Here is a 26,216-nt window from a genome sequence, read left to right on the forward strand (position 1 = left end):
GCTCAGTCTTGGGCTGCATTTTCTGCTTGGGCGGCCAGTCCCTCGAAAAAGCGATCAAGCCCGCCTGGAATCGCGGTGATCAAAATGACACATGTTTCGGAGTGGTCATTGCGAAAAAAGTGGCGCGTGTTTTGGGGAAAGTGGGCGATGCCGCCAACTTCAAGTACCCATTGATTGCGTTCGTCGCCAACCGTGCAACGCCCCGCCTGCACGACTAAAATCTCCATTTCGACCTCGTGCTGGTGCAGCACCGCGCCTTGGCCCGCCAGCAACGTCACTTCCAAGACGGTGCATTGGTCGTTGGTGGCGGCGCTGGAGATTTTGCAGCGAATATCACCAATTAAAGTTGTGCCCTCGTCAGGCAAAATCACAGCTATCGGCATAAATTGCTCGCTCATGGGCAATCCTTCCTTGCTCAATTGATGATCTATGATACTCGGATTTGACTGGGAAGGTTCATTGCTCAAGCTGAGATTAACGCGATTAAAAAAGAAAGCTGGTCGAATATTGCAATTCGACCAGCTTTCAAACTTAATTTATGTACTGCGTTCCTCAACGATTTTGCCGATTGCTAAGATTCGATTGCCACCAGATACAAGTTCAATCAATAACCCTGGTTTAAGCCAACCTTCAGGTAAGGGCGTATCGATCAGAAACTGACAGCGTGCATAGCCTTCTCTGGTTGTTTCGTCATAGTCGAATTCTACCCATTGTATCGTCCGTGCTTCGCCATTGGGACTATCTCCATAGTTTTGCCAGCCAATAAGCGTCATCAGATTCTTAAAAGGGGGATGGGGATGCCCACCAAAACGGTGTGGAATCCACATAAACTCAAAATGAATCCAAATCGGCATAGTTAATCCTCATAATGAATGCTCCCATCTTGCGAAACCAAGCGATTTAAAAATGAAAGCTGGTCGAATGCTGTAATTTGATCAGCTTTCAAGCTTAATTTATGTCCTGCGTTCCTCAACGATTCTGCCGATTGCTAAGATCCTTGGCCCATTTAATATGATAATAAGTTGATCAGGTTTGAGTCTTGCTTCTGGTAATTGATGATGCGATCCAAAGCTACATTTCGCATACCCTTGGCGGGTTGTTTCATCGTAATCAAATTGAACCCATTGAATATCTATGGTGAATTCTTGGAGTTCACCAAGATGACGTTGCCACCCAATTTCTGTTCGCATATTAGGATAAGGCGTACCTTTGTTCCCTCCAAACGCTGAAGGAATCCACATAAATTCAAAATGAATCCAAATCGGCATAGTCTGTTCCTCAAGATTATCGCGTGCTGACCTACTTTACCCCCGCTTCAGCAAAATAGTTCACTGTTGACCCCTCGCTTGGTGCTAATTTAATGACTTTTGTGCTAAACAGCAAGCCTAGCATAGCCTAGTTGCTGGTGGGCTGAGCAATCCCATTAGAGGTTATTTTTGGATAGGACTATTGGTCGGATTGACTTTGGCTTTGCGTCGGGTAGACTCTGGCTATCCACTGAACCATTTGCCGTATAGATGGAATGACCGTTGATCATGCGATCAAGCGTTCATGGCACTAGTTTGTGACGAGGAGTCCATTCATGAAACGTTTTTCCCTAAAACTCCTGCTCGTATTGTTGGTAGCTGGCACATTTAGTTCAATTACCCTCGCCTCGGAAGGCCAATCGCTTGACAGCGCCGAACGCAACCGTTGCCGCCGCCCAGGCGTTGATTGTGTGTTCGAAAAGGTCGAAGCCTATGTTGAAGCACGCTATGGCGTTACGTCATTGCCAGACTTGGCTCCACCAACTGCCAACTATGTGAATGCCTCACAAGCTGGCGAAATTGTTTTCATCTCATCGGCTGGCCCAGAAATCTTGACCGGTAGCGGTGGATTCCTCAAAGGCGAGTTGCCAACGCTTTCGTTAGCAACCGCTCAAGAAGCTGCAATGTTGAGCTGTGTGCGTGGCTTGCGCTTCCTTAAATCAACCATTGGCGACCTCGATCGGGTTGATCACATTGTGATGGTAACTGGCACGGTCAACGTTGTTCCAACCTACGATGATGTTACCTCAGGCCCAGTTGTTGGCGCACTCGGCAAAACTGTCGATGGCTGCTCAGACTTCTTGGTAACGATTTTTGGCCCCGAAGCTGGCAAACACGCCCGTTCATCAGGCGGTAAAGTTGCCTTACCATTCAACATGGCCACCGAAATTGAATTGATTGTTGAAATCAACTAAATTGGTTGCGTGGGTATGCCGAGCATTCGTTTCGGCATACCCACGTTCATGATACCCCGCTTCTCACAAGGCCCACCGCATTCTTCAATCATTGCGCTCGGGTTCCAGGGACAAGGAGACGCTCCTATGCAGCTTGCAACCAAACGCTCATTTTGGGTTTTAGGCAGTTTATTGGCCTGTAGCTTGGCCGCTTGTGGCACGGCTCAACCAACCACCCAGCCCACGCATACTCCCAGCGCAACGACCGCACTGAGCCAAACCAGTACCAGTGCTAGCTATCAGGTTGAAGTCTGGAACCCACCATTCGACTTTGCTAGCCCACGGACGACCACCGATTATGTGCCGCTCGTGCTCGCTGATAAAGCTGAAACGATTTGTGTTTCGATTCCACATATCAAAGATAGCTATTGGCTGGCAGTTAATTATGGCATCGTTTCCGAGGCCGAGCGTTTGGGCGTGAATGTGGAAATTGTCGAGGCTGGTGGCTATGGCAACTTGCCCACCCAAATTACCCAAATTCGCCAATGTGTGGCCAACGGAGCCAAAGCAGTTATGATTGGCTCAATCTCACTCGATGGGCTAAACGATTTAATTGTCGAGCTGCAAGGCCAAAAGATTCCAGTAATTGCGTTTATGAATGATATTTCGTCCAAGGCTGTTACCGCTAAATCACTTTCGGTGCCAGGCGAGGGCGGCCAAGAAATTGCCAAATACTTGGTGCAAAAGCATCCCAAAGGCAGCGAGCCTGTCGATGTTGCTTGGTTCCCCGGCCCAGAGAAGGCTGGTTGGTCGAAAGCAGCAGACGAAAAATTCAAAGCTACTATTACCAATGGCGCAATTAACCTCGTCGAAACCAAATATGGCGATACTGGCAAAGAAGAACAGGCAAAATTAATCGAAGAGGTCTTGATCGCGCATCCTGAGATCGATTATATTGTAGGTACTGGCCAAACCACGGTTACTGCTGTCGAAATTTTGCGCGAACGCAAGCTGCAAGATAAAATCAAGCTGATGGCCTATTACATCAGCCCAGAAGTCTATGCTGAGCTGCAAAGCGGCGATATTGAAGCAGCAGCGGTAGCGCCACCAGTTACCATTGCACGGATTGCGCTTGATCAAACGGTGCGGATTTTGGAAGGCAAAGAGTATATGGCCCATGTTGGCCCCAAGAGCTTTGTCATCGACACAACATCACTGACAACGTTTGATCCAACGACTTCAATTCCACCAGAAACGTTCAAAATGACACTGCGTGTGTCGCACTAGGTTGTTGTAGGCGGAGGATGGACGATGCTCCATAGTTTACGCAGGCAGGTTATTGTTATTCTCTTATTGGGAACATCACTGTTGGCGTTGCTTAATTTAGCGATTAATACTCGTGGCTTGGTGGCTGTGCGCAACCAAGCCACTAACGATAGCACCGCCGCGCTGCAAGCCCAAGCCGAACAATATCTCCTGCGGATTGCTCAAAGCCACGCTGCCAGCACCGGCCAAACAGTGCGGGCTGTGCAGCAGTTGGCGGTTACCACTCGCACCTATCTGCAACAACCAACCACCCAAAGCCCAAGCTTGCCTGAGTTGAGCGTGGCGCGTAATGGCCGCCAATATGCGAGTGGTGCAACAACAGTCTTGGTGATTGCTAATCCTGATCAGGCCCAAGCGCTGGCCGATATTGGCTATAGCCAACGGCTCGAAGATGTGTTACCAAGCTTGCAAATTAGTGTTCCCGAAATTGTACGCATCTCGTATTTGACTGCCAATACGCTGCGAACCTACCCCAACATGACTCCCAACGATCCACCGGCTGATTGGCAACCAAGCCAAGAAGCAGCCTACGTGGCAAGTCTGCCAGCCAATAATCCCAGCCGCGCCTTGACCTGGACAGAAGTCCACCAGTCGATTGATCAATCGCAAGCTTTGATTTCGGTTGCTGCGCCAGTCTACGATAATGCCGAATTTTTGGGCACGGTTAGCGTCGATGTCGGCCTTGATCGCTTGGCGTTTTACCTCAAAGGCTTGATTCTTGATGAATCGAGTTTTGCCTTTTTGATTACCCAAAAGGGCGAGGTTGTTGCTGTAACTGAGGCTGGCCAAGGCGGCGTTGTGCAGCAAATTTTGACCAATCAATCGAATAACACTGCATCTTCGATGATTAACGATTTACAAGCTGGCCGCGATGGCGTGACGACGATCTTTATGGATGGTCGCGGCTATGTGGTGGCCTATGCAGCAATTAGCGGCATTCCTTGGGCCTTGGGTTTGGCTTCGCCATTGGATGAAATTACTGAGCGCACCCAAGAAACTGCTAACCAAATTGCCACGATTACCAACCAGAGCCTCGCCCTGAACATTGGCCTCGCCTTAATTGCACTGGTTCTGTTTGGCTTTGGCATGGCCATGATTCTGCGTCGCCAATTTGTTAAGCCATTAACCAGCCTGATTGGGGCGACCAACCGCGTTGCTGATGGCGATTTGCAGCCGATTGAGGTTGAAAGTAGCAACGAACTTGGCCAATTGGCCAGCTCATTTAATAGCATGACCGCTGCATTGCAGGTTGCTCGCCAAGAAACTGAGGCCAAAGAAGCTGCCCGCGAAGCAGCCATGCAACGGCTCAACGAAGTGGTAGCCAACCTCGAACACTCATTGGCTGAACGCCAACAATTATCCCAATTGCTGCGCGATGTTGCCTCGCCAGTCATCCCAATTCTCAAAGGCGTATTGGTCATGCCCTTGATTGGCAGTTTGGATGGCGAACGCATGCAACAAGCAACCACGATTATCTTATCGCGGGTTGAACGCGAGCGTGCCAAGAAAGTCTTGATCGATATTACTGGCGTGCCAATGATGGACGAATCTGCGGCCCAAGCTTTAGTAAGTATGATCCATGGCTTGCGGCTGTTGGGCGCGACAGTTACCTTGGTCGGAGTTGGGCCTGAAGTTGCCCAAAGCTTGACGGCGCTATCAGTCGATTTGAGCGCAGTCCAGACCGCAGCCGACCTGCGCACCGCAGTTGCTCAACTCAGCCGTTCGTAATACTATTTGGTTTATTCAAGAACCCATGCAGGTTGTTGCATGGGTTCTTACGATTAAATTGAGCAGGAGTGTGCCATGATTATTGAGCTGACTGGGCCAATTTGGTTTTGGAAAGGGCCAGCACCATGGTATTTTGTGACTGTGCCCGCCGAAGAGAGCCGCACGATCAAAGCAATTGCTGGCTTGGTGACCTACGGCTGGGGCGTGATTCCAGCACACGTGCAAATTGGCAAAACCCGTTGGAGCACTTCATTAATTCCCAAAGATGGGCTGTATCTTGTGCCAATTAAAAAACCGATTCGACTGGCTGAACAGCTCAACGAAGGTGATGAGGTTACGCTGCAATTGGAGATTGGCCAATAATGGTAATGCCTAAACTATCAACCACCAACCTCGTTTTAGCCGCCGATGCAGCCATCGATTTGCAATTGCATACCACTGCCAGCGATGGCCAATGGGAAGCAGCCGAATTAATAGGCTATCTCAAGCATGAAGGCTTTGGTTTGGCCGCCATCACCGACCACGACCGGCCTGAGATTGCCCAATCGTTGCAGGAATTGGCCTTGGCCGAGGCTATGCCGCTCTTGGTTGCCGCTGAAATGAGCTGCGTTTGGCGCGAACAAATGGTTGACGTGTTGTGTTTCGGCTTTACGCTCGAGCCAAATCCACTAACGACGCTGGCTGCGGATCTGCAGCAACGCCAACAGACAATCATCACCAATGCTTATGCCTATTGTTGTGGCGCAGGCTTTTTAGCCGCCGAAATGCAACCGCAACGTGATGCTATTTTGAGCCAACCCTCGGCCAGCCAGCCGCATGCCTTCGCGGCCTTGGTCAAACAGCACAACCCTGATCTGGCTCCAGCCCAGTTTTCGCAATTGATGCAGGCTGCTGGCTGCGATTTTGCCACCACGCCAATTGCAACGCTGGTTGCAGCTGCCCAGCAAAGTGGCGCGCTGTGTATCTTGGCCCATCCAGGTCGGGATGATGGCTTTGTTTGTTTTGATCAAGCGCTGCTTGAACAATTGTGGGCTGAAGTGCCCTTGGATGGGCTTGAAGTTGAGTATCCATTGCATACGCCTGAGCAAATCGCCCTATATCGTACTTTTGCAGCGCAACGGAGCTTGTTAACGAGTGCTGGCTCAGATTCGCATCGCCCTAGCAAGCCGCCAATTCGCTATCGAGCAGGCGATTATCGAGCGTTGCTGGGCCGTTTAGGCATTGTGGTTGCTGAGGAGCAGCCTGCATGACCTACTTTGTAAAAAAGATTGAATGGGAATATGGTGAATCCTATGGAGATGTCTTTTATCCTCGTAATCAAGCGGAATTCCAAGCTCAACTTCAAGCACTTGAGCTACAAGCCCTGCAAAAAAATTATCCATTCTACGTTGAATTAGCATTTGAAGATGCTTGTTATATCGGATTTATTGTTGGGCATGCTCTAAGCTGTTTTAATTTTGGGATTTTTACAGCCGATGATCACCAAGCTGTGAATTGTAGAACGCAGTTTGATAGTCATTATGATCCACAGGTTGATCATCCTGAGATAATGATAGAGTATTCGTTTAAAGCAGACCATGGCGAAACATCTATGCCAGAGTTGCTGCCTCGTGAGCAGATTCTACAGGCAATTGATCAGTATATCGAAACCCAGAAATTACCTGCGTATATTCGATTAAGTAAGCAATCAATTATCGATCGCTATATCGAGCATTAATCAATTGAACGTGTCATCGGCTAAAAGCTAGCGATTAAATAGTAGCCGACTATGCTGCTGAATTGCTGCTTGCAGATCGCGGAAAACTGCTACGTTATCAAGTTCATTGCCCATACTGACCAAGGCTTGGGCCGCCTCAGGCCGAACCCCAATGAAGGCCACTACCGCGCCAAGTAAGCTGCTAGCCTGCACAATTCGCTGCAACATGGCTGCCCCAGCATAATCAAGCACCGCCACGCCAGTCAAATCCAACAGCAAGATTTTGGCGCGATAGGTGCCAACTGCTGCTAAAAGTTGCTGCTGAATATCCTGCAAGCGTTCCTGATCAAATGTACCAATCAATGGAACCAGCAACATCTGTTGATGCAAGGGCAAAATTGGCAAACTCAAGGCGCGAATCGTTGAGCGTTGTTGGTCGTTTTCCGTTAATAATTGAGCTTGTTGATCGATTAAGTGTTGCGAATTTGCCAAGTTTTGGCGTAATTCTTGGGTACTTTCGGCTACGCGCTGGCTCAGTTGATCGCGCTCGGTTTGCAACGTTGAAGTTAATTCGCGGCTACGCTGTTGCGCAAGATTCATGGCATAAATCGCTTGGTGGGTGGTACGAGAGCCAACATAGCCCAGCCCAATGATAATCAACAAGAGCGTGCTGGCCAAGCCATATACATCGCTATTTTGCGGCAAGCTTTGGGGAATATGTTGAGTTAATACTGCTAATAAACCAAGTGCAGCCAAACTTGCTGCGCTAGCAACCAACAAGCCACGGGGCGAGAGCGTCACAAAGCCAATCAAGATTGGTAACAAAAAGAAAAATGGCGTAAATGCAACTCGATTGGCCAAAACTGGCGCAACTACCAAGGCAATTAATGTGACTGCAATCAGGAGACCTGCACCGCTATTGGCTGAGCCACGGCGGGCCAGCCCAATTGCTGCCAAGCCCAAAATGCCAAATGGGCTAATTAGCGCTGTGGTTTCGCGCCAACCAGCAGCAAAAATGCTAAATATGCCAATTAAAACAATACAGCAAACCAAGAAAAAGGTGATGCCGACGATTGCTTTGCCACGTCGCCGTATATTGGCATCGGCGTGTTTGATGCGGAAAAGCAGAGCGAGTAAAGCCTTAAGACGCATAGTGCTATGGTATCCAACTAAATAAATAATCTTTGGTTACTGTAAAACAGTTGCTAGAACTAATCGATATGAATTGCCTTGACTGGGTATATCAAGAATTGCATAACTAATTGTATATGGTTTAGTTCTTTCAGTTTCCTTGTAGCCTAAAATTACATTGTTAAATTCACTATCAATGATTGTTCCATAAAGCCGAATTCTAGTTAAGTCTATCTGATCATAAAACTTTTGTAATTCATCGATCCTAAATGTTGTACTAAATAGTTTTTGCTCAATAATAGTAGCCTGATCAGGATATTCGGTTACGATTGCTTCCTGTAAAATAGTGTAATATTGACTTAATGTCGAGTCTTCAAGTGCATATTTAACTGAGCCTTCAGGGATAATAATTCTAGGTGCTGGTATCACTGTTGGTTCTGGTTCATCAGGAATATCAGTCGTTAATGTTTGAATTACTAAGACTTGATCAGGATGGGCTTCAGAATCAAATAGCATCATGATAACAGTAATCGCAACTGGTATTTGATCGACTGTTTTACTGTAAACGATATGTGAATAGCGATCATCACCTTGACCGCTAATCCGCTCCCAGTCACGATTATTAAGCTTTGAACTAATAGTTGCATACACCAAACTAAGTCGATCTGTACTAATGAACACATTTCGGCCAAGAATAGGCGTATAAGGTTCTGCTTCATCCCAATTGATTAATAGTTGATCAATTTTTTTATCGGAACCAACCGTATAAGCATCACCTAATGTTGGGATTTGATACGACTCAGGAATTGCAACCTCGTAGCCTTTAAGGGTACTGACGACTTTAGTTTGGGTTGGCTCAGCAGTTTGGGTTGGGGCGTGGGTTGGATTTGCGGCTGGAGCCTGACTACAGCCCACCAAAACCAACACCAGAATCAAAAACCAACGCTTCATCTGAACACTCCTCTGCTCATTGGCTTATGCCACAACGAGACTCCAAGTACGCAACTTGGAGTCTCAAACAACCATGCTATTTGGATGAATAGTTGCTAGATATTATCTTTGGTGATCAATTTCAGCTCAGTGCGAATCCAGCCGCTGAATTTCTCGCCCTTGAGCGTGCGGTAGCCATAATCCATGCCGATTGCGGCCATTTGCGCCCCATATTGTTCAACCGTTGCCAGCATTTTACCATCTTTGATCAATGGTTGCACAGCTGGAATGTTATCGAAGCCAACGACCTTGACTTTATCGAGCATTCCTGCTGCTTCGAGCGCTTGCACAGCGCCAAAGGCCATCGAATCGTTGGCCGCCATAATGCCTTGCAGGTCGGGGTATTTTTTGAGCCAAGCGGCGGTGATGCTTTGGCCTTCGCTGGTTTCCCAGTGACCACTTTCTGCTACTACAAGCTTCAGGCTGCCATCGGCTATTGCATCATCGAAGCCCAAGCGGCGTTGCACTGCATTATCAGCCTCGGGATTGCCTTCGAGAATCGCGACCTTGCCGCCAACCCCCAAGGCTTTGGCTAAAACGTCGCCCGACATTTTGGAGCCAGCCCGATTATCTGGACCGAAGAAGGCAAGATCGATGCCTGCGGCTTTTTTGGTCGCCTCATCGAGCGCAACATCAATATTAATCACCACGATGCCAGCTTTGATTGCTTTGGCAACAGGTGCGACCAAGGCCACCGAATCTGCTGGAGCAAGCACAATCACATCATATTGTTCGGTAATCAGGCGCTCAAGGGCGGCAATTTGGGTCGCAAAATCGCGCTCGTCGTTAATGCCTGTGGCCATGAAATCGAAGCTGGTGGCATTTTGGCGGGCATATTCTTCAGCGCCAGCCTGCATTTGTTGAAAAAACTCATTGCTTAGCGACTTCATCACCAAGCCAATTTTGGGCTTGGTTGGGGTGGCGGTGTTCACAGGCGTGGCCTGGGTCGTGCCACAGCTTGCCAAGAGGCCAAGCGTAGCTAGCCCACCTAAACGTAGAAAATCACGGCGGGAATATCCGACGGAGTTTACCAGACCCTGTGCATTGTTAAGTGGTTTTTCCATTGGATGATCCTTCTGCCCATGGAGCATGCGAAAGTAGCGTCAGACGAAAAAATTGAATTAGCTGATCAATCTTGATTAAATTCGTCATAATTTACGAACAAGTTAACTAGCCCATTTTTACGATACTAGATAGTAGGTTTTATGTTAGCCTGCTCTAGGAGTATGCTTAAACCCGTTTAAGCGCTTTTTAACATATCTGCATAATGATTGTTAAAATTTTTTGACAAATCTGTTAAGATCCTTTAAGATATAACTAATCCACTGATATGGAGCTTGATCGTACTGTTAGGGTAGTTTGCTGACTGCGTAAGGAGGACGCAACATCAGGATCATCGGCCTCACCGATCCTTCATGACAACGATGTGCAATAGGTGTAGGTACAGCCGCTGTTGGTTTGGTACTGCACGATTTTGGTTAAATAACCCACATGTTGAGGAGGCACCTTTGAAGCGTCTGTTTGTTTCGAGCATGTTGATCTTAGCGGTTAGTGCGTTTGCTGGCTCAAATTCATCGTTCGCACAGTCACGTGATGTAGAAAAACCCGTCGACATTGGCGAAGCCGTTGGTCTCGACCTCAATGCCCCTGCTGTTCCTGGTCAATTCGTCATCAAATTCAAGGATTCAACCACCAAAGCCAATCGCACCAATACCTTGAGTGCTTTAGGTGCTGTGCAAATCGATCGCATCGAAGCTCTCGATGCAGAAGTTGTCGAATTTGCCAGCCTGAAGAGCAACGATAGCTTGGCTTCGCGCACGGCGCTGGTTGAAAGCTTGCTCAAAAATGACTCCATCGAATACGCCGAACCCAACTTTATCTATGCTTCAACCTACACACCAAACGACCCAGGTCGTAGCTCACAATGGGCTTGGGGTGTAACGCAAGCATACACTGCTTGGGATATTACCCGTGGTAGCAGCAGTGTTGTTGTTGCGGTCGTTGACACTGGGATTCAAAGCAATCACCCTGATTTGGATGCCAAAGTCGTTGCTGGCTATGACTACATTGATAATGACTCAACGCCAACTGATGGTAACGGCCACGGCACCCACGTCGCTGGGACGGTTGCTGCTGAAACCAACAATAGCACCGGCGGCGCAGGCACCTGCCCCAACTGCCGTGTGATGGGCGTTCGCGTGTTGAACAACAGCGGTAGCGGTACCTTGGCTGGTGTGGCCAACGGCATCACCTACGCTGCTAACAATGGCGCGAAGGTCATCAACTTGAGCCTTGGTGGCGGCGGTTCGACCGCATTGCAAAATGCTGTCAACTTCGCTTGGGGCAAAGGTGTATTCTTGGCGTGTGCCGCTGGTAACAGCAACACCTCAAGCACCACCAGCGCCTATCCAGCAGCCTACACCAACTGTTTCGCGGTTGCTTCAACCACATCGACCGATGCTCGTTCATCGTTCTCCAACTATGGTACCTGGGTCGAAGTTGCTGCCCCTGGTTCGAGCATCTACTCAACCTGGATTGGCAGCGGCTATAACACGATCAGCGGTACCTCAATGGCTACCCCGCACGTTGCTGGTTTGGCTGGCTTGTTGTCATCACAAGGCTTGAGCAATAGCCAAATCAAGAGCAAAATCTGCTCAAGCTCCGACCAAATCAGTGGGACTGGCTCACGCTGGACCTGTGGCCGGATCAATATCTACAAAGCTGTTCAATAGTTCTTCTTTCGCCTTGACGGAATAAGTGGTCGGATGACCGCTTGGTGTGTGGAAATGTTCAAGTGATCCTGAAATCCCTAACTTCAATATCAGATCAAAAGCCCATGGGACTAGCTAGACCATGGGCTTTTGGTTTTAGCCATGTGGCTGAAATGGGCGTGGATCAAAGCCAAAATAATGGCGAAAGGCACTTAAATCGGCGATGTTGCCTTGTAGCAGCAGGCTTAATTCAGCTCGATTAATTGGCCCCAAACCTGTCGCTGTGCCAATAGTGGCAAGCAGTTGGCTTAGCCAGTTTGGCACAAACCATGGGCGTAATTTGCGGCCTTGGCTCGCTGCCAAGCGTGCGAGCAGTTGGTGAAAATTCATCCGCTCGCCACCAGCCTCAATTGTGCAATTGGCAATTGCTTGCTGTTCAACGCACAATTTAATCGCTCGTACAAGGTCGTTAATATGAATTGGTTGCACCTGATAGCCGCCATCCCCCAAGATTGGCGTAATTGGCAGCTTGGCCAAACGGCGAAAGAGCCGCATTGAATAGCTGCCTGCGCCATAGACAAAACTTGGTCGCAACACAACCCACGGAATTGCTTGCTGGCTCAAGGCCTGATCGGCCAACGCTTTGCTGCGTACAAAGGCTTGCGCTGCTGTAACATCCGCTCCCAAGGCACTTATTTGAATGATTTTTTGCAGCTTGTGCTGGGCGGCTGCTTCAAATAAGGCAATTGGCACGTCAGCCTGCACTGCTTGAAAACTGGCTTGGCGAGTTTCGCGCAAAATTCCCACACAATTGATCACAATCTCGTGGCCAGCCAATTGATCGAGCCACTGTTCAGGTTTAAGCCACTCAGCCACCAGATACTGAATCGCTGGATCTGCTTGAATTGTTGGTGCTCGCCGCACCAGGCAGGTTAATTGATGGCCGGCATTGCTTAATTCAGCGGCCACATGTCGCCCAATAAAGCCACTTGCTCCCGTCAGAAAAATTCGCATTGCGCACCTCATTGCTCAGTCATGAGCACCTTGCGACGATAGCCACGCAGCCAACGATAGGCGATTGGCTGAATTTCATAGCAAATTTCTGGTTGTACTGGATACTGCTTGAGCAATTGAAAATCAGCCTGTTGGACATGGCGCAAGCTGTGTTGCCATGCAGCTTCATCACGTTCAATGCTCACAATGTTGGCTTCACCTGGCTTGCTAATCGCAATCCCACGGGCCGGATATTTAAGCAGTTTAGCTGCTTGCTCAAGGCTCGCAAATGTTGAATCGCTAGCAAGCGTTGCTGGCTGCTGCTGATCGATCAACACATGCGCGTTTGCGATCGTACTCTTGATTGAAATACTTGTTTGCTTTACAGAACGATTAACAATGATGGGCGTGGAATGAAAGTTGAAATTGGTTACGAGATTGCCGGCCCATGCCAACAGCCTATTATCACAATCGCTACGTACAAAATACAGGCCTTGTTGTATACCAAATGGTGTTTTTAGATTGACATAAATTCGATACGCCGCATGCCAATAGTTAACGCCCACTGCTTGCGGCGCAAACCACGGACGCATATGCGCAACATGGCATATTACGATATTCCAAAAACCGTATCCTTGATATTCGGTGGCGGTTAATTCTGCTGGCAGGATGGCGCGAAACTGATCGATCGGCATGCGATAGGTCAAAAGCCAGCATTGGTCGATTTGGCCTTGCATAGTGATTGGGTTATGCAGGAGTGGCATCAGCAGCCTCATTTCGCTAAAAGATGGCGCAAACGATAAAAGCAAACTGCGCCTGTGCCATTCAGCAGCAGCATCCACAGCAGCCAGGTTTGCCAACGAGCCAATTTAATCACGCTTAGTTGCTCGGCCAACGTGCTGGCCATAGTAATGTTGGCGATTAACACGAGCAACAGATTGCGTTGTTGGGCATAAGCTTGGGTTTTGAGCACATAATTGAGCAAAGCGCCAATTAATAGAATTGTTTCGCCATAGCTCATGCTCACCAAACATGCCTGAATACAGCTATTAATTCGCCCTCTGCTGGCCAATACGAGCGCTGGGCCAAGCGCCAACCAGCCAGCACCCGCCGAGATTGTCAGCCAACCAGCCGCGCCACGCCGCGACCATTGCGGCACTGCTTGCTGAAGCGAGCCACCGTAGATCAGCGAGCCGCCGACTGCTAGCCCAGCATGTTGCAACCACGCCCGATATGGCCATTGCTGGGCTGGCTGATCATGCTGGTCGGCTAGGGTTTGTTTGGGCTGGCGCAATTGCTGAAAAAATGTTTGCATTGAATTCACCTCACATCAACTGATGCAGCAAGCATACAGCGCCTACGTTACAAGCCCGTTACAGCCAATGCTTCCGCCAAGCTCAGCGACGCAAAACCCCTCGACCGCATTCTGGTCGAGGGGCAACTGTTGGCGCAAATAGAATAGACGATCAACACTAACCTTATTAATTGATTTGACGCAGTGGCGAACCAGCCAAAAAGGCCTGAATATCTTCTAGCGCTTCGCCAAAATAGGCCCGATAATTGCGCTGCGTGACATAGCCCAAGTGCGGCGTTGCCAGCAGATTGGGCAAGCGGCGCAACCGATGATCGGCGGGCAACGGCTCTTGATCAAAAACATCTAAGCCTGCGCCAGCGATCCAGCCTTGTTCAAGCGCACTTATTAACGCTGCCTCATCGACAATCGGCCCGCGTGAGGTATTAATCAAATAGGCTGTGCGACGCATCTGCTGTAATTCAGCAGCGCCGATTAAACCACGAGTGCGCTCGCTGAGCACAAGATGAATCGAAACAATATCGCTTTCGTTTAGCAGCTGCTCTTTTGATTCGGCGCGTTGTACGCCAAGTGCTTGTGCATGTTCAGCGCTGAGATTCTGGCTCCAAGCCAGCACGTGCATGCCAAAGGCCTTGGCAATCAGCGCAACCTTGCTGCCAAGTTTGCCTAAACCCAACAAGCCCAGCGTTTGGCCAGCGAGATCCATGCCCATCGTGTGTTGCCATGGGCCATTATTGCGAAAAGCTAAATTTTCGGGCACGATCTGGCGCGCCAAACCTAAAATGAGTGCCCAAGTTATTTCGACTGGTGGTTCTGGGTAGGTGGCTGTGCCGCAAACGATGATGCCTTGGGCTTTGGCAGCAGCCAGATCAATCGAGGCATTGCGCATGCCAGTGGTGACCAGCAGTTTAAGTTTGGGCAATTGGGCCAGCAAATCGGCTTTGAATGGTGTTCGTTCGCGCATCATTACCACAATTTCGCAATCGCCAATTGCCTGCACCAACGCAGCCTGATCGCTAAAATGCTCTGAAAAGACCCGTACATCAACCTGATCGGCGATACCTGACCAATCGGCCATGGTTAAGGCGACCTGTTGATAATCGTCAAGAATTGCACATTGCAGTTTCATAGGGTTTGGCTCCACACTAAGTCATTGCTTTGGTAATACATACTATTTATCATGGCAGTGTTACCCATGGATGGATAGAATTTATTATAACGATACGCTGTTATGAGATTGTAATATGATAAAATTGTTCTACTAACTGAAGTGATTGGTATGTGTTGCCCATCGAAAGACGAAGGGTAGAACATATGAATATGGATAATTATTTATGAAAATTGCTACTTATTCTAATCCGGTAACTGCTGTTTTTTTTGCGAATACTAGCGTGGGAATTGTATATTGCTCAAAAAGAATTGCGAGTTCAAGATATTGTGACGGAACAAGTTCAAGCAGCTCGTACTGATCTTGGCTTACCCTTGTTCAATACTACTGGTGGGGCTGCCCATGATTTTATTCAAAAGTTGCGAAAGCAAGGATTGCTATCAGCCAAAAATACACCCCCCGCTCCCACTGAGATGATTTGGAAAACTGAATGGCGACTACTGTATTTGCCCTCACATCGCATTGTCCGCCAATTATCGTGGTCGCCTGTTATTGATACAGTTCCTATTACGAGTAATGAACAAACACATCATGCATTTCTTATCACAGTACGAGATCCCGCAATTCCAACATTTCGTGTTACAGTTGGGAAGGACATGCCAAACGCAAATCTCTTTCGCCATCGCCGAGGGTTATATTTCTTGCGGCTTGAAGATAGCCTTTATATTGGTAAGTCTGATGAATTTCATGTGCGATTCTCTGGACATCAACAAAAGAAACCGCTTTGGTGGGTATTTATTGCGCTTGAAGCCCATGATACGATGTTCACACTTGATGCAATTTCTGCCGCTGAATCCTTATTAATCTCGTTTTGGAATGAGACCACAGTTATTAAAAACGGAAATCGAGGCAGTGATCAACGGCCTGCATTTTTGTTTTTGCAACAAGCAGTCCTTTTTTCTATGGCGGCATCAGCTGCATTTTTGTGGCTCTTGCGAACGCAAGTATTTGATTATACAGAATGGACGATACCATTTAAAAGTTGGCGTGGGGCTGGATGGCCGCAATGCTATATTGATGAGCAATGATACAGTTTTTGTATTGGTTTGATGGAACCTCGTATTAACATCCACTATCTACGATAATGATGGTGCATGCTGAATTAATTATGAGGATATATGAACTATCATGTTCCCGACAATAATGCGCCAAAAACCACGTATCCCATACGAATATGGAGTATAGTGCTGTGGACAAGTCTGATTTGCATACCGCTTATGGTAAATGGTTTGGCTGTTATGGTGGATGTCCTTCGAGGCTCGAATCCCTTTAACGGTTTCAGTGTCTATGATATGATTGCATTGGGATTGCTCGTACTATCATTCATTGCAAACAGCATAATACTTGTGATTGAGCGCTCTCCAAAACCTCAGTTGTATACCATAAAACGATGGGTCTTGCTTCTATCGCTAGTATGGACAATAATCGCACTTTATTTGTATCTCGCTTATACCCCCTTGATTGCCGTGTAATCGAACCTTACTGGATCAAGGGTGTGGCTCCTTATCAAATGGCTGAATTGCAAGGCTACTAACCCAAGCATTGAGCCATACAGCAAGCAGTATTCTACGCCCAAACAAGCGATTGTTCATCATAACTGCTTGAAATGTGGTTAATTGCCTCACTATTCTTTACAAGCAATCGTTGCTGCGCTAGCATGACAAGGTAACTGAATGGGTGAGGAGGTGCTTGGATGCGACGTTGGCTACTGCGATTTCTGTTGGGATTCAGCTGTTTGGTTGGCTGTCAAACTGCGCAGCCTGCTGCTCCATCGCCACCGCCCACGCCAACAACCCCAATTGATACAATTTACTTTTCGGAAACTCCGTTTGACGCTGCGCATTCGATTGCTGGAATTGCAATTGTTTCATCGCCTGAAGCATTAGATGCGTTATTAAGTCAAACGACGATCAAAATCCTCTATCTTGATCAAACAAGCATTGATCGTGTTTCTAATCAAACATTGTCACTGCTGTATCGAAAAAGCGTTATGCTTGCCTCATTTGATACACCATTGAGCATGCTTGCTAAAAAATCAGGTCATCAGCAAACAATGCCCGATCTTGAACTAAGCGAACCAAGAGTCTATATTTCAGCCTTGGTTCAAATGAAAAATGTTACTTCTGGTACTAAGTACGAATATCATGATTTTTTCTATGGCGATTTTACTGAAACCCATCGCTTGATTCAACTTCAATGGCGTATGAGTCGCTGTAACGCAAAGCTCGATCCTCCATCACAATGTGCTGAATTTCGCTAAAATACAAATCGAGAATTATTAAATTGACAAGCACAATATGCAGATTCTCGTGCTTATTTTATTAATCACGCAGTGCTACGCGATTGATTCGGCACACGTGTTGCCTGTCAAAGAGTATGCTATAATTCGCATTTTGTAGGTGTACTTTGGAAAGGGTAGGAATGACCATGATCCCTGTGCTTGAGCATTGGAATTCCGATGCCCTGCTTGCAATGCCCTTTGATCAATATCAGCGCTATCGGGTGAGTGCTGAAGCGATATTTTTATTAAAACAAGCTGCTGGCGCACACGATCAGCGCTGGCGGATTCTTGATGTTGGCGGCTTTTTTCCGCCGCGCAATGGTGTGATGCCGTTGCAAGCGTTTTTCCCCGCCGATGAAACCTTGGTCGTGGATACTGCTGAGTATGTGGGTGCTGGTTATCAGCAGGCTGATGGCACCAAGTTGCCCTTTGATGATCTGGCTTTTGATATTGTACTTAGTTGCGATACGCTTGAGCATATTCCGCTCTCTGGCCGCAATAGTTTTTTGGCCGAACTGCGGCGGGTTGCCAGCAGAGCGGTTTTTTTGGCAGCACCGCATAATTTAACCAATGTAGCCACTGCCGAAGCGATGTTGCGCGCCTATCTGAGCCAATTGCAGATGCACAATCCCATGCTCGATGAGCATGTTGCATATGGCTTGCCCCAAGCGGCCTTGGTTGAGGCGTGGCTCGCCGCCGAGCAGCTTGATTATCTGGCCTTTGAAAGCGGCTACTTGCCACATTGGCAATTATTGATGGTGCTGAAACATTTATTGTTTCGCCAAAACCAACGCGATGCGATGCACGCCAATTTCGATGCGCTGTATAATCAACGCTTTTATGCCTACGACCAGCGCGGGCCTGGCTACCGCAAAATCTATTTAATTGCCACCAACGGTCAGCTGGATTCCAGCCTACAAGCCTTGGTCGAGCGTTCACTCCAGCCTACGCCAACCGACCCTGCGAGCGATTTGTTGAGCATCGTTTTGCCTGTTTTGACCAGCACAGCCTACGATACGGTGCTGTTTCAGCAAGACCTCACTGCTCAACTTGCTGAATTCAAACAGCACCAGCAGGCACAAAGCCAGCAGCTTGAGCAATTGCAGCAACAACTGGCCCTGCAAGCAAGCAGCTTTGATCAGATGCACGATTTAGAGCGGCGTTTGCTTGATGCATCGGTGTTGGCTGCGCAGCTTGAGGCTGAAAAACGCGGCGTACAAGCCCAACTTGAGTATCTACACTGGCAACATAGCTTGGTTCAACAGCAGCTTAATCGCTCGCTACCACAACGCATAACTGATCGTTTACGCCAGCTTTGGAGGAAATTTCGTTAATGAGTCAGCGTCAATTAAACGTCGTTTTCTGGAGCGGTTGTGGCGGCGAAACCCAGCGCTATCGCTGTCAGCATGCAATTGATCAATTAAAGCAACGCGGGCACAAAGCTCAATTGTTTAACCAGACCGATTCGGCGGTTATTTCAGCAATTGCGACTGCCGATCTGGTGATTGCCCATCGGCCCAAAGCAAGCCATTTTTGGGAAACCGTCAAGCAAGCAGCAGCAGGCAAGCCATTAGTTTATGAAACCGACGATCTGCTGTTTGACCCACGTTTGGTCGATTCGATGCCGATTGTCGCCGAAAGCACTGGCTTCGAACGTCAATTTTGGCGCGCCTATGTGCTGGGCAATGTGCCCGTTTTTGAGCAATGTCAGGCTGCGATTGTCAGCACAACCCCGCTTGCCGAGGCGGCAAAAGCCTTTAATAAGCCCGTTTGGACGCATCGCAATGTGCTTGGCGACGATTGGTTGACCTGGTGCGAAGCAGCGTATCAAGCCCGCGAAGCGCATGAGCATGTGACAATTGGCTATTTTAGCGGCACATTTTCGCACGATGCTGACTTGCGCTTGATCGCGCCCAGTTTATTGAGCCTCTTGCAGCAAAACCCCAAGTTGCGCCTCGTTTTGGGTGGCAAAATTACGCTGCCTGAGGTTTTGGCTCCCGTTGCTGCCCAAATTGAGCAATTGCCGTTTGTGCCGCTGGAAGAATTGCCAAGCCTGATGGCGCAGGCCGATATTATTTTGGCTCCCTTGGATGTGGAAAATGCCTTTACCCGCTGCCGGAGCGAATTAAAATATTTGGAAGCAGCGGCGTTACGCTTGCCAGTCGTGGCTAGCCCTATTCCCGCCTTTGCCGAAGCGATTAGCCATGGTAACAATGGCTTTTTGGCCGCTACTGAAGCGGAATGGACCAGCCATCTGCGCAGCTTGATTGCCGATGCAGGTTTGCGCCAAAAGCTTGGCCAAGCGGCATATGAACATGTGCAAAGCCACTATACGATTGCCGCCGCCGCCGCCGAATATGAAGCGCTGCTGTTAACCATTATTCAACGTTTTTCAACCAATGCTATTCAGCCAGCCAGCCAACCATTAATTAGCCAATTTCAGCGCGATTTGTATTTTACCGATCGCACGGTGCATATGATTACTGGCTGCGATATTGGCAATGCAGGCAATTATCGTTGCCGCCATCGCCAAGAACAACTCGAATGGTTTGAGATGTATAGCGGCGTTACTAGCCTCTATAACGAGCCATTTAAAATTGCCGATAGCGTTAAATTTGGCATTTTAATTTTGCATCGAGTGGCGCTCGATTCGAACATTGAAGCATTAATCAATGCCCATCAGGCGCTTGGGCATCCAGTTATTTTTGATACTGATGATTTGGTGTTCCGCACCGATTTACTGCACTATATCGATGCAATTAAAGATTGGCCCGCCGATGAGGTTGCGCTCTATCGCGATGGTGTTGAGCGCTATCGCAAAACAATGATGCTGTGCGATGCAGTGATTGTTTCGACCGAACCGTTGGCCGAACAGGTGCGTGCTTTAGATCTCAATGCCTATGTGGTGCGCAATGCACTAAGCCAAAACCAAATCAATTATGCTGCGCCGATTGCAGCGCAACGCCAAGCCAAGCCTGTGGCTCAAGCGAATGATCAGGTTGTAATTGGCTATTTCAGCGGCACTGCAACCCATAATCGCGATTTTGAGCAAGTTGAAAAAGCGATTTTGCATATTTTGGCCAAGCACGAGCATGTGCGCTTGCGCATTGTCGGGCCATTGCAATTATCGTCAGCCTTCAATGACGTTGCTGCGCGGATTGAGCGCCGCGATCTCGTGCCACTCGAACAATTGGCCGATGAGATTGCTGCGGTTGATTTTGCACTCGCACCATTGGAGCTTGATAATCCATTTTGCCAATCCAAGAGCGAAGTCAAATATATGGAAGCAGGCTTGGTGGGCGTGCCCTTAATTGCTACACCAATTGAAGCCTTTGCTCATGCGATTACCCACGGGGTCAATGGCATGCTTGCGGCAGATGAAACGGAATGGATTGCAGCACTTGAAGCCTTGGTAACTGATCCCGAGTTGCGCCAACGCTTGGGGCGCGAAGCCTTGGCTGATGTTCACGAGCGCTACACGCCCAAAGCTCGCAGTCGCGAATTACATAATGCCTTGATTCAAGTTTGGGTGATGTATGCCCGCCAAATGTCGTTGATCAAGAGCAATGCGCTGTTGCTTGGCGCGAATAAATCGTTATCGAATGGCACCGAAGTGTTGGTGATGCACATTGATGGCCTAATTACCAGCAATCAAGATTTACATTATCGCGTTCAAGAGCTTGAGCGTGGCAATGCAGAAGCCAAAGCCTATGCCCACCAATTAGAAATTCAGCTGCAAAACATCGCCAATGGCATGTTGATGCAGTTGAGTGGCAAAGCTAAAGGGCTGCTTAAACGTCTTGTAAACCGTAAAGGATAGAACCGAGTTATGCAAGTTACTGAACATCCTCGCCTGCGAATCGCTTGGTTGCTGACGGCACCGATTGTTGGTTCTGGCGGGTATACCAATATTTTTCGAATTATTAATCTCTTGGCGAGCTTCGGCCACGAGCAAGTTATCTTTATGAATCCCAGCGATTACCCAACCGAGGCGCTGGATCGGCCTGAACATTTTGTGCAACGCTATTTTGGCGTGGTGCATGCGCCAATTTATTTTTGGCCGCAAGAAATTAAGGGCTTTGATATTGTTTTGGCAACCCAATGGACGACGACCCAAGGCTTTGATATGTGCGATCCGGCGATTACGCGGGCCTATTTCGTGCAAGATTTCGAGCCATTTTTCTATGCCATGGGCGATGAATGGCTGAGCGCCGAGGCAACCTATAAGCAAGGTTGGCCCTGTATTACCTTGGGGCATTGGTTGGCCAAACATTTGCACGAGCAATATAAGGCTACAACTTTTCCATTTGATTTTGCCGTCGAGCACGAACGCTACTATCCTCGGCCTAAGTTGTTGACCAAAAAACCGCGGGTTATTTTTTATGCGCGGCCATCAACGCCACGGCGCTGTTTTGATTTGGGCATGCGGGCTTTGGCGATTGTCAAAGAGCAACGGCCTGATGTTGAAATTGTGCTCTTTGGCGATAAACATCTCAAACATTTCTCTGCGCCGTTCAAATTTACCGCCATGGGCATTTTAAACCCAGAAGAATTGGCTGAGTTGTATGCTTCGGCCACCTTGGGCTTGGTGATTTCGTCGACCAACCCTTCGTTGATGCCGCCAGAAATGATGGCATCGGGCTGTCCGGTGGTCGATATTGATCTCGCGCCAAATCACTTTTTGGTGACCCACGGCAAAACCGGCTTGTTGGCGACAGCAGAGCCAAAACCACTAGCCCAAGCCTTGTTAAGCGTTTTGAGCGATGAGCCATTGCGCCAACGCTTGATCAAAGCTGGCCTTGAGCATGCCAAAACCTTGCGCTGGGAAAGCTCAGCCCGCGAGGTCGAAAAAGCCCTAGTTAAACTGGTTACAACTGCTTCTGGGGTGATCAACCAACGCTTGCTGACCGATCACGAACATTTGCAAGGTGATGGCGTGAGTGCGGCCTTGAACGCCGATTTTAATATTGGCCAGCGCTTGGTTTGCCAACACGATGGTGTTTGCGGCTTTGAAGTTGCTTTGGCGCAACCTGCCAGCGGTTCGTGGCGGTTACAGATTTACGATGCGCTGATTAATCCCAATCGCAGCTTGGTTGATGTGGAATCGAGCAGCGTTGATCAACAGTGGCTGCATTTTGATTTTCCAGCCTTGCCTGCCAGCCGCAATCAAGCCTTGCATTTTGTCGTGAGTTCGACCAACGGCTCAAGTATTCGCTTTGATTTTCGGGCTGCGGTTGGTGGCTCGCTGAGCTTCAACCATATGCCGCAACTTGGTCAGCTATGTTGTCGCGTTTTGTATGCCGCTGCCTACGATACCCGTGAGCGCAGCGCAACGCCCGAGGTTGACTTTTTGCGTGCCCAACAAGCGCTGGCAAATAGCGAATATATTCTATTAAGCGAATTTACCGAACGTCTGCATAATTTGATTGTACCCAAGAAAACATGGCAAGAACGGAGCAAGAAAACTTTGCAATTAATTCGTTCTGGCAAGTTTAATCATCTTGCCCTCGAAGCCAAACAATATGGCCGTTGGATGTACGATCGAGCTAAGGCTCAATTTCGTAGTTGGCGCTAAAGCATTGAGCAACGATCAACGGCGATCGTTGCTTATGCTTGGTATATTCGTTATCCGTCTATAGATAATGAGGAAGAGTGTATGCCGAAATGGTTTAATCGTGCGTTATTGCTTAAGTTTGCACCAATCTTCTTGGTTATGCTTGGCTATACTGCACGTTTATTGATAATGCCTGTAACTGGACATAACGATGTGCTTTTTATGCCATGGCATGCGCATTTTGTTGCTCAAGGCCATTTCAATGTTTACGAGCATCTACTAAATACCTATGGCGATAGCGTTATCAATATTCCGGTTTGGGCACCATATCCCTATGGTTTTTATGCTTATACTGGGTTTTGGACGAAAATCTACGATCTGCTTGGCTTAATCGATATCAGTAATTGGTCATCGCCATGGGGACTTGCCGACCCAATGCGGGCTGTTTTTCTGTTTAAATTGATCTATTTGCCGTTTGATATATTAATTGGCTGGGCCTTGAAACGCTATATCGGCATAAGTGCACTCATTATGTGGGCACTTTCACCAACTGCCTTATATATGCTTTCAATGGGCCAAAACGATGTGTATGCGACTGCTTCGATGGTACTTGGCACTGCTTTGGTTGGTCAAGCGCTAGCAGCAAGCGAGCAAAAAATTCAATGGCGACGAGCTTGGCAAGCAATGCTTGTTTTAGGCATTGGCGCATCATTCAAGATGATTCCATTATTTTTGGTTGTACCATTAATTTTATTGCTTAATCTATCGTGGACTCGGCGAATTTTACTTTTTGTGATTGGCATATTGCCATTTGTGCTCTTATCGCTACCATTCTTAAGTAGCAAAGCCTATATTACTGGAGTACTGTTTAACCCTGAAGGTACGCGGATATTTAATGAATCAAATTTACTGAGCGAACCTGTATCATTCTTTTTATTTTCATACAGTGCCTTGCTGATCTTTCTCTTGAATTATCGGCGAAAATGGGTCAGCGATTCTGCGTGGTGGGTTGCGGTAGCCGTTATGGCAATGTTCTTTTTGTGGATTCATATTCCAACCTATTGGCTCTATTGGTTTATTCCTTTTGCTATTGTTATTGCTCTACGCTTTGGCTATCGCTATATCAGCATTTGGTTTTTGGCAGAATTTTTATTTGTGATTCAGATATTTAGTAAAAGCCGTGATATTAACATCGGTTTATCGCGCTATTTAGTTAACGAATTTACTTTTATGCATCCAGTGCATGCATTATCCCTTCGCTCACCATTACTCGCCCAACTATTTACCCGTTTTGAAGGATTTATCCAAAGCTTTCAATTGGCATTATTTGGCTTTGTGCTTAGTTTAGCGGTCTATTGTTTATATCGCGTCCGCCAAGCGCAACCTTTGGCGCAACCAGCTAGCTCATTGCTGCGTTTATTGCCAATACCCTTAGTTGTTAATATTGGGGTTATTGTTGCAGCGATCTTGTTAACGAGAGGCATGGTTATTCCCTCCCCAGCGTTTGCCGAAGCCCATTTATCGATTCAATTAAATCAAAATGCGCCGACAGTTGCCCAAACATTCACTGGTTCTGAAACAGCATTAACTGGTTTTGCCGTTCAATTTAGAGAACCAAGTAATAATTATCCTAGCATTAATGGCTGTGTTACAACGATTCAGGAAACACGTTGTGCTCCATTAACCGCACCAAAAGGCGATGTTTGGGAATATGTTGGCTATAACGTTATTTATCCACCAATGGCTACATTTAACCAACCATATACGCTTAGTTTGCAACTTAGGGAATTAAATCGTAAACTCGATTTGGGTTATCGCTCAAATAAAGAGAAATTTAGCTATGGCGATGAAACGATTGCTGGTATTTTACCATTTATGCCGATGCATGAATTAAGTTTGGGTAAAGCTATGAGCCAATTAACCCAACACATTCGTAATGATTGGCTTTTTATTCCTATTTGGCTTGTGGTTTATGCGAGCATCATGATTTTTTGGTGGCGCATGTTGCGTTCTGAAGTTGCTCAATCTACACCAATCGCCGCAGAAATTTAATTTATATGGGATGCTCTGCCATGCAATTGCAACCAATGCCAACTGAAACCCTCAAGGCCTGCCCAAGCTGTGGCGCAACCCAAGCAGATTTGGTTTGGCAGCAACCAGAAACATTTATTGCTGAAGGCTTAAATTTGTACATGTGTTGCACATGTGCTCAAATTTATCTTAATCCGCGTTTGACCCTTGCAAGCACCACCTTGCTCGAAAATCAAAGCGAGGTCTATGCCTATAGCGAGGCCACAGAGCAGCAAGAAATTGCATTAAAAGCCAGCATTCTTGCCCATATTGAACAGCATGGTCAGTTGAAGCCTGGGCGAGTGCTTGATCTTGGCTGTAATCGCGGGTTGTTGTTGGTGGCTGCGCAACATCGTGGCTGGCAACCAGTTGGGATTGAACTTTCGCCAGTGGCCGCCGAAATTGCCCGCCAACGCTACGGCTTGACGGTCTATAGCGATCCCACCAGCCTTGCCCAGCTTGAAGCCTTCGATCTGATTACCTGTTGGCATGTGCTTGAGCATCTGCACGAGCCATTAGCGTTTGTACAAGAACTTGCCGCCGCGCTCATACCAGAAGGTGTTTTGGCGATTCAAGTGCCAGCCTATCAATTTCGCGATCAATTTATTGACGATGGGCAAGCTGGCAGCCTTTTGAGCGTTGTGCATACCTTGTATTTTACTGCGCCAACGCTCATCAGCTTAGTCACCAAAGCTGGCTTGTGTGTATTTTATTGCGATGAATCGCCGGAATATCGTATGTTGACGGTCTATGCCTGCCATCCACAGGCGTTAATGGCTCGTTTAGGACCGCCAGCGTGGTTGTTGTATGATTTGCAGCAAGCGACCATGCGCAATGCTGAATTGACAACCCAGCTGCGTGAAACTCAGGCCCAGATTCCACCATTAACCACCACGACCATCGATCTTCAGCAGTATGTGGCGACGCTTGAAGCAACGCTTGCCAGCAAAAATGCGCATATTGCCCAGCTTGAAACCCAGATCAACACGCTTGAATCGGGCCGACTGCTGCGTTTGCTCAAAGCATTGCGGCGCTCAAGCTAAGCATTACAAAAGC

At 47.9% G+C, this 26,216-nt stretch carries 24 protein-coding genes; 14 read left to right on the forward strand and 10 right to left on the reverse strand.

Going from position 1 to position 26,216, the window contains the following annotated elements; translation table 11 throughout:
• Positions 1–2: 2 nt before the first annotated feature.
• The 3 genes from C5S61_RS06910 to C5S61_RS06920 all read right to left on the reverse strand — a co-directional run bounded on the left by C5S61_RS06910 (position 3) and on the right by C5S61_RS06920 (position 1,268).
• On the reverse strand, positions 3–398 hold the full coding sequence (locus C5S61_RS06910) for a cupin domain-containing protein (protein ID WP_110514329.1): 396 nt from the start codon (positions 396–398) through the stop codon (positions 3–5).
• 138 nt (positions 399–536) lie between these two features.
• Positions 537–854 (reverse strand): hypothetical protein, encoded by a 318-nt coding sequence (locus C5S61_RS06915; RefSeq protein WP_110514330.1) that lies wholly within the window; start codon positions 852–854, stop codon positions 537–539.
• A 99-nt stretch (positions 855–953) separates the two neighbouring features.
• Complete coding sequence (locus C5S61_RS06920; RefSeq protein WP_110514331.1) at positions 954–1,268, reverse strand: hypothetical protein; 315 nt, start codon at positions 1,266–1,268, stop codon at positions 954–956.
• Positions 1,269–1,582: 314 nt separating this feature from the next.
• On the opposite strand from C5S61_RS06920, the gene C5S61_RS06925 reads away from it, so the two are divergent.
• The 6 genes from C5S61_RS06925 to C5S61_RS06950 all read left to right on the forward strand — a co-directional run bounded on the left by C5S61_RS06925 (position 1,583) and on the right by C5S61_RS06950 (position 6,971).
• Positions 1,583–2,221: a RidA family protein gene (locus tag C5S61_RS06925; protein WP_110514332.1), complete on the forward strand. Its 639-nt coding sequence runs from the start codon at positions 1,583–1,585 to the stop codon at positions 2,219–2,221.
• A gap of 126 nt (positions 2,222–2,347) precedes the next feature.
• Positions 2,348–3,487 (forward strand): TMAO reductase system periplasmic protein TorT, encoded by a 1,140-nt coding sequence (gene torT / locus C5S61_RS06930; protein WP_110514333.1) that lies wholly within the window; start codon positions 2,348–2,350, stop codon positions 3,485–3,487.
• A 24-nt stretch (positions 3,488–3,511) separates the two neighbouring features.
• Entirely contained in the window at positions 3,512–5,254 is a 1,743-nt protein-coding gene (locus C5S61_RS06935) for a cache domain-containing protein (RefSeq protein ID WP_110514334.1), read from the forward strand.
• Positions 5,255–5,329: 75 nt separating this feature from the next.
• Positions 5,330–5,617, forward strand: coding sequence for a DUF1905 domain-containing protein (locus tag C5S61_RS06940; protein ID WP_110514335.1), 288 nt, complete (start codon positions 5,330–5,332; stop codon positions 5,615–5,617).
• Complete coding sequence (locus C5S61_RS06945) at positions 5,617–6,504, forward strand: PHP domain-containing protein (RefSeq protein WP_110514336.1); 888 nt, start codon at positions 5,617–5,619, stop codon at positions 6,502–6,504. Before C5S61_RS06940 ends, C5S61_RS06945 begins: the two co-directional genes overlap by 1 nt.
• Complete coding sequence (locus tag C5S61_RS06950) at positions 6,501–6,971, forward strand: hypothetical protein (RefSeq protein ID WP_110514337.1); 471 nt, start codon at positions 6,501–6,503, stop codon at positions 6,969–6,971. Before C5S61_RS06945 ends, C5S61_RS06950 begins: the two co-directional genes overlap by 4 nt.
• 27 nt (positions 6,972–6,998) lie before the next feature.
• On the opposite strand, the gene C5S61_RS06955 is transcribed toward C5S61_RS06950, so the two are convergent.
• The 3 genes from C5S61_RS06955 to C5S61_RS06965 all read right to left on the reverse strand — a co-directional run bounded on the left by C5S61_RS06955 (position 6,999) and on the right by C5S61_RS06965 (position 10,135).
• A complete protein-coding gene (locus tag C5S61_RS06955) occupies positions 6,999–8,102 on the reverse strand; it encodes an STAS domain-containing protein (RefSeq protein WP_110514338.1) in 1,104 nt (367 codons plus the stop codon).
• Positions 8,103–8,138: 36 nt separating this feature from the next.
• Entirely contained in the window at positions 8,139–9,032 is an 894-nt protein-coding gene (locus C5S61_RS06960; protein WP_110514339.1) for a hypothetical protein, read from the reverse strand.
• A gap of 95 nt (positions 9,033–9,127) precedes the next feature.
• Positions 9,128–10,135, reverse strand: coding sequence for a sugar ABC transporter substrate-binding protein (locus tag C5S61_RS06965; protein WP_110514340.1), 1,008 nt, complete (start codon positions 10,133–10,135; stop codon positions 9,128–9,130).
• A gap of 444 nt (positions 10,136–10,579) precedes the next feature.
• Here C5S61_RS06965 and C5S61_RS06970 point away from each other — a divergent pair, with 444 nt between their 5' ends.
• Positions 10,580–11,803: a S8 family peptidase gene (locus C5S61_RS06970; RefSeq protein ID WP_240614460.1), complete on the forward strand. Its 1,224-nt coding sequence runs from the start codon at positions 10,580–10,582 to the stop codon at positions 11,801–11,803.
• Between the two features lie 135 nt (positions 11,804–11,938).
• Here C5S61_RS06970 and C5S61_RS06975 read toward each other — a convergent pair whose 3' ends face one another.
• The 4 genes from C5S61_RS06975 to C5S61_RS06990 all read right to left on the reverse strand — a co-directional run bounded on the left by C5S61_RS06975 (position 11,939) and on the right by C5S61_RS06990 (position 15,216).
• Positions 11,939–12,796 (reverse strand): NAD(P)H-binding protein, encoded by an 858-nt coding sequence (locus tag C5S61_RS06975; protein WP_164689264.1) that lies wholly within the window; start codon positions 12,794–12,796, stop codon positions 11,939–11,941.
• An 8-nt stretch (positions 12,797–12,804) separates the two neighbouring features.
• Positions 12,805–13,539 carry a DUF2071 domain-containing protein gene (locus C5S61_RS06980; protein ID WP_164689265.1) on the reverse strand — a complete coding sequence of 245 codons (735 nt, stop codon included), beginning with the start codon at positions 13,537–13,539 and terminating at the stop codon, positions 12,805–12,807.
• Positions 13,540–13,547: 8 nt separating this feature from the next.
• Complete coding sequence (locus C5S61_RS06985) at positions 13,548–14,090, reverse strand: hypothetical protein (RefSeq protein WP_110514344.1); 543 nt, start codon at positions 14,088–14,090, stop codon at positions 13,548–13,550.
• 166 nt (positions 14,091–14,256) lie between these two features.
• On the reverse strand, positions 14,257–15,216 hold the full coding sequence (locus C5S61_RS06990) for a D-2-hydroxyacid dehydrogenase family protein (protein WP_110514345.1): 960 nt from the start codon (positions 15,214–15,216) through the stop codon (positions 14,257–14,259).
• 269 nt (positions 15,217–15,485) lie between these two features.
• Between C5S61_RS06990 and C5S61_RS06995 the strand changes: the two genes are divergently transcribed.
• The 7 genes from C5S61_RS06995 to C5S61_RS07030 all read left to right on the forward strand — a co-directional run bounded on the left by C5S61_RS06995 (position 15,486) and on the right by C5S61_RS07030 (position 26,203).
• The gene (locus tag C5S61_RS06995; protein ID WP_110514346.1) at positions 15,486–16,283 is read left to right on the forward strand and encodes a GIY-YIG nuclease family protein; all 798 of its coding nucleotides are present in this window, start codon (positions 15,486–15,488) and stop codon (positions 16,281–16,283) included.
• 665 nt (positions 16,284–16,948) lie between these two features.
• Positions 16,949–17,515, forward strand: a complete 567-nt coding sequence (locus tag C5S61_RS07005) for a hypothetical protein (RefSeq protein WP_110514348.1) — start codon at positions 16,949–16,951, stop codon at positions 17,513–17,515.
• A gap of 161 nt (positions 17,516–17,676) precedes the next feature.
• The gene (locus C5S61_RS07010; protein WP_110514349.1) at positions 17,677–18,870 is read left to right on the forward strand and encodes a class I SAM-dependent methyltransferase; all 1,194 of its coding nucleotides are present in this window, start codon (positions 17,677–17,679) and stop codon (positions 18,868–18,870) included.
• Complete coding sequence (locus C5S61_RS07015) at positions 18,870–21,356, forward strand: glycosyltransferase family 4 protein (RefSeq protein ID WP_110514350.1); 2,487 nt, start codon at positions 18,870–18,872, stop codon at positions 21,354–21,356. Before C5S61_RS07010 ends, C5S61_RS07015 begins: the two co-directional genes overlap by 1 nt.
• Before the next feature lie 9 nt (positions 21,357–21,365).
• Positions 21,366–23,111, forward strand: coding sequence for a glycosyltransferase family 4 protein (locus C5S61_RS07020; protein WP_110514351.1), 1,746 nt, complete (start codon positions 21,366–21,368; stop codon positions 23,109–23,111).
• Positions 23,112–23,192: 81 nt separating this feature from the next.
• Positions 23,193–25,142 (forward strand): hypothetical protein, encoded by a 1,950-nt coding sequence (locus C5S61_RS07025; RefSeq protein ID WP_110514352.1) that lies wholly within the window; start codon positions 23,193–23,195, stop codon positions 25,140–25,142.
• A 20-nt stretch (positions 25,143–25,162) separates the two neighbouring features.
• Entirely contained in the window at positions 25,163–26,203 is a 1,041-nt protein-coding gene (locus tag C5S61_RS07030; RefSeq protein ID WP_164689266.1) for a methyltransferase domain-containing protein, read from the forward strand.
• Positions 26,204–26,216 lie beyond the last annotated feature (13 nt).

The organism is Herpetosiphon llansteffanensis, assembly GCF_003205875.1.
Taxonomy (GTDB): domain Bacteria; phylum Chloroflexota; class Chloroflexia; order Chloroflexales; family Herpetosiphonaceae; genus Herpetosiphon; species Herpetosiphon llansteffanensis.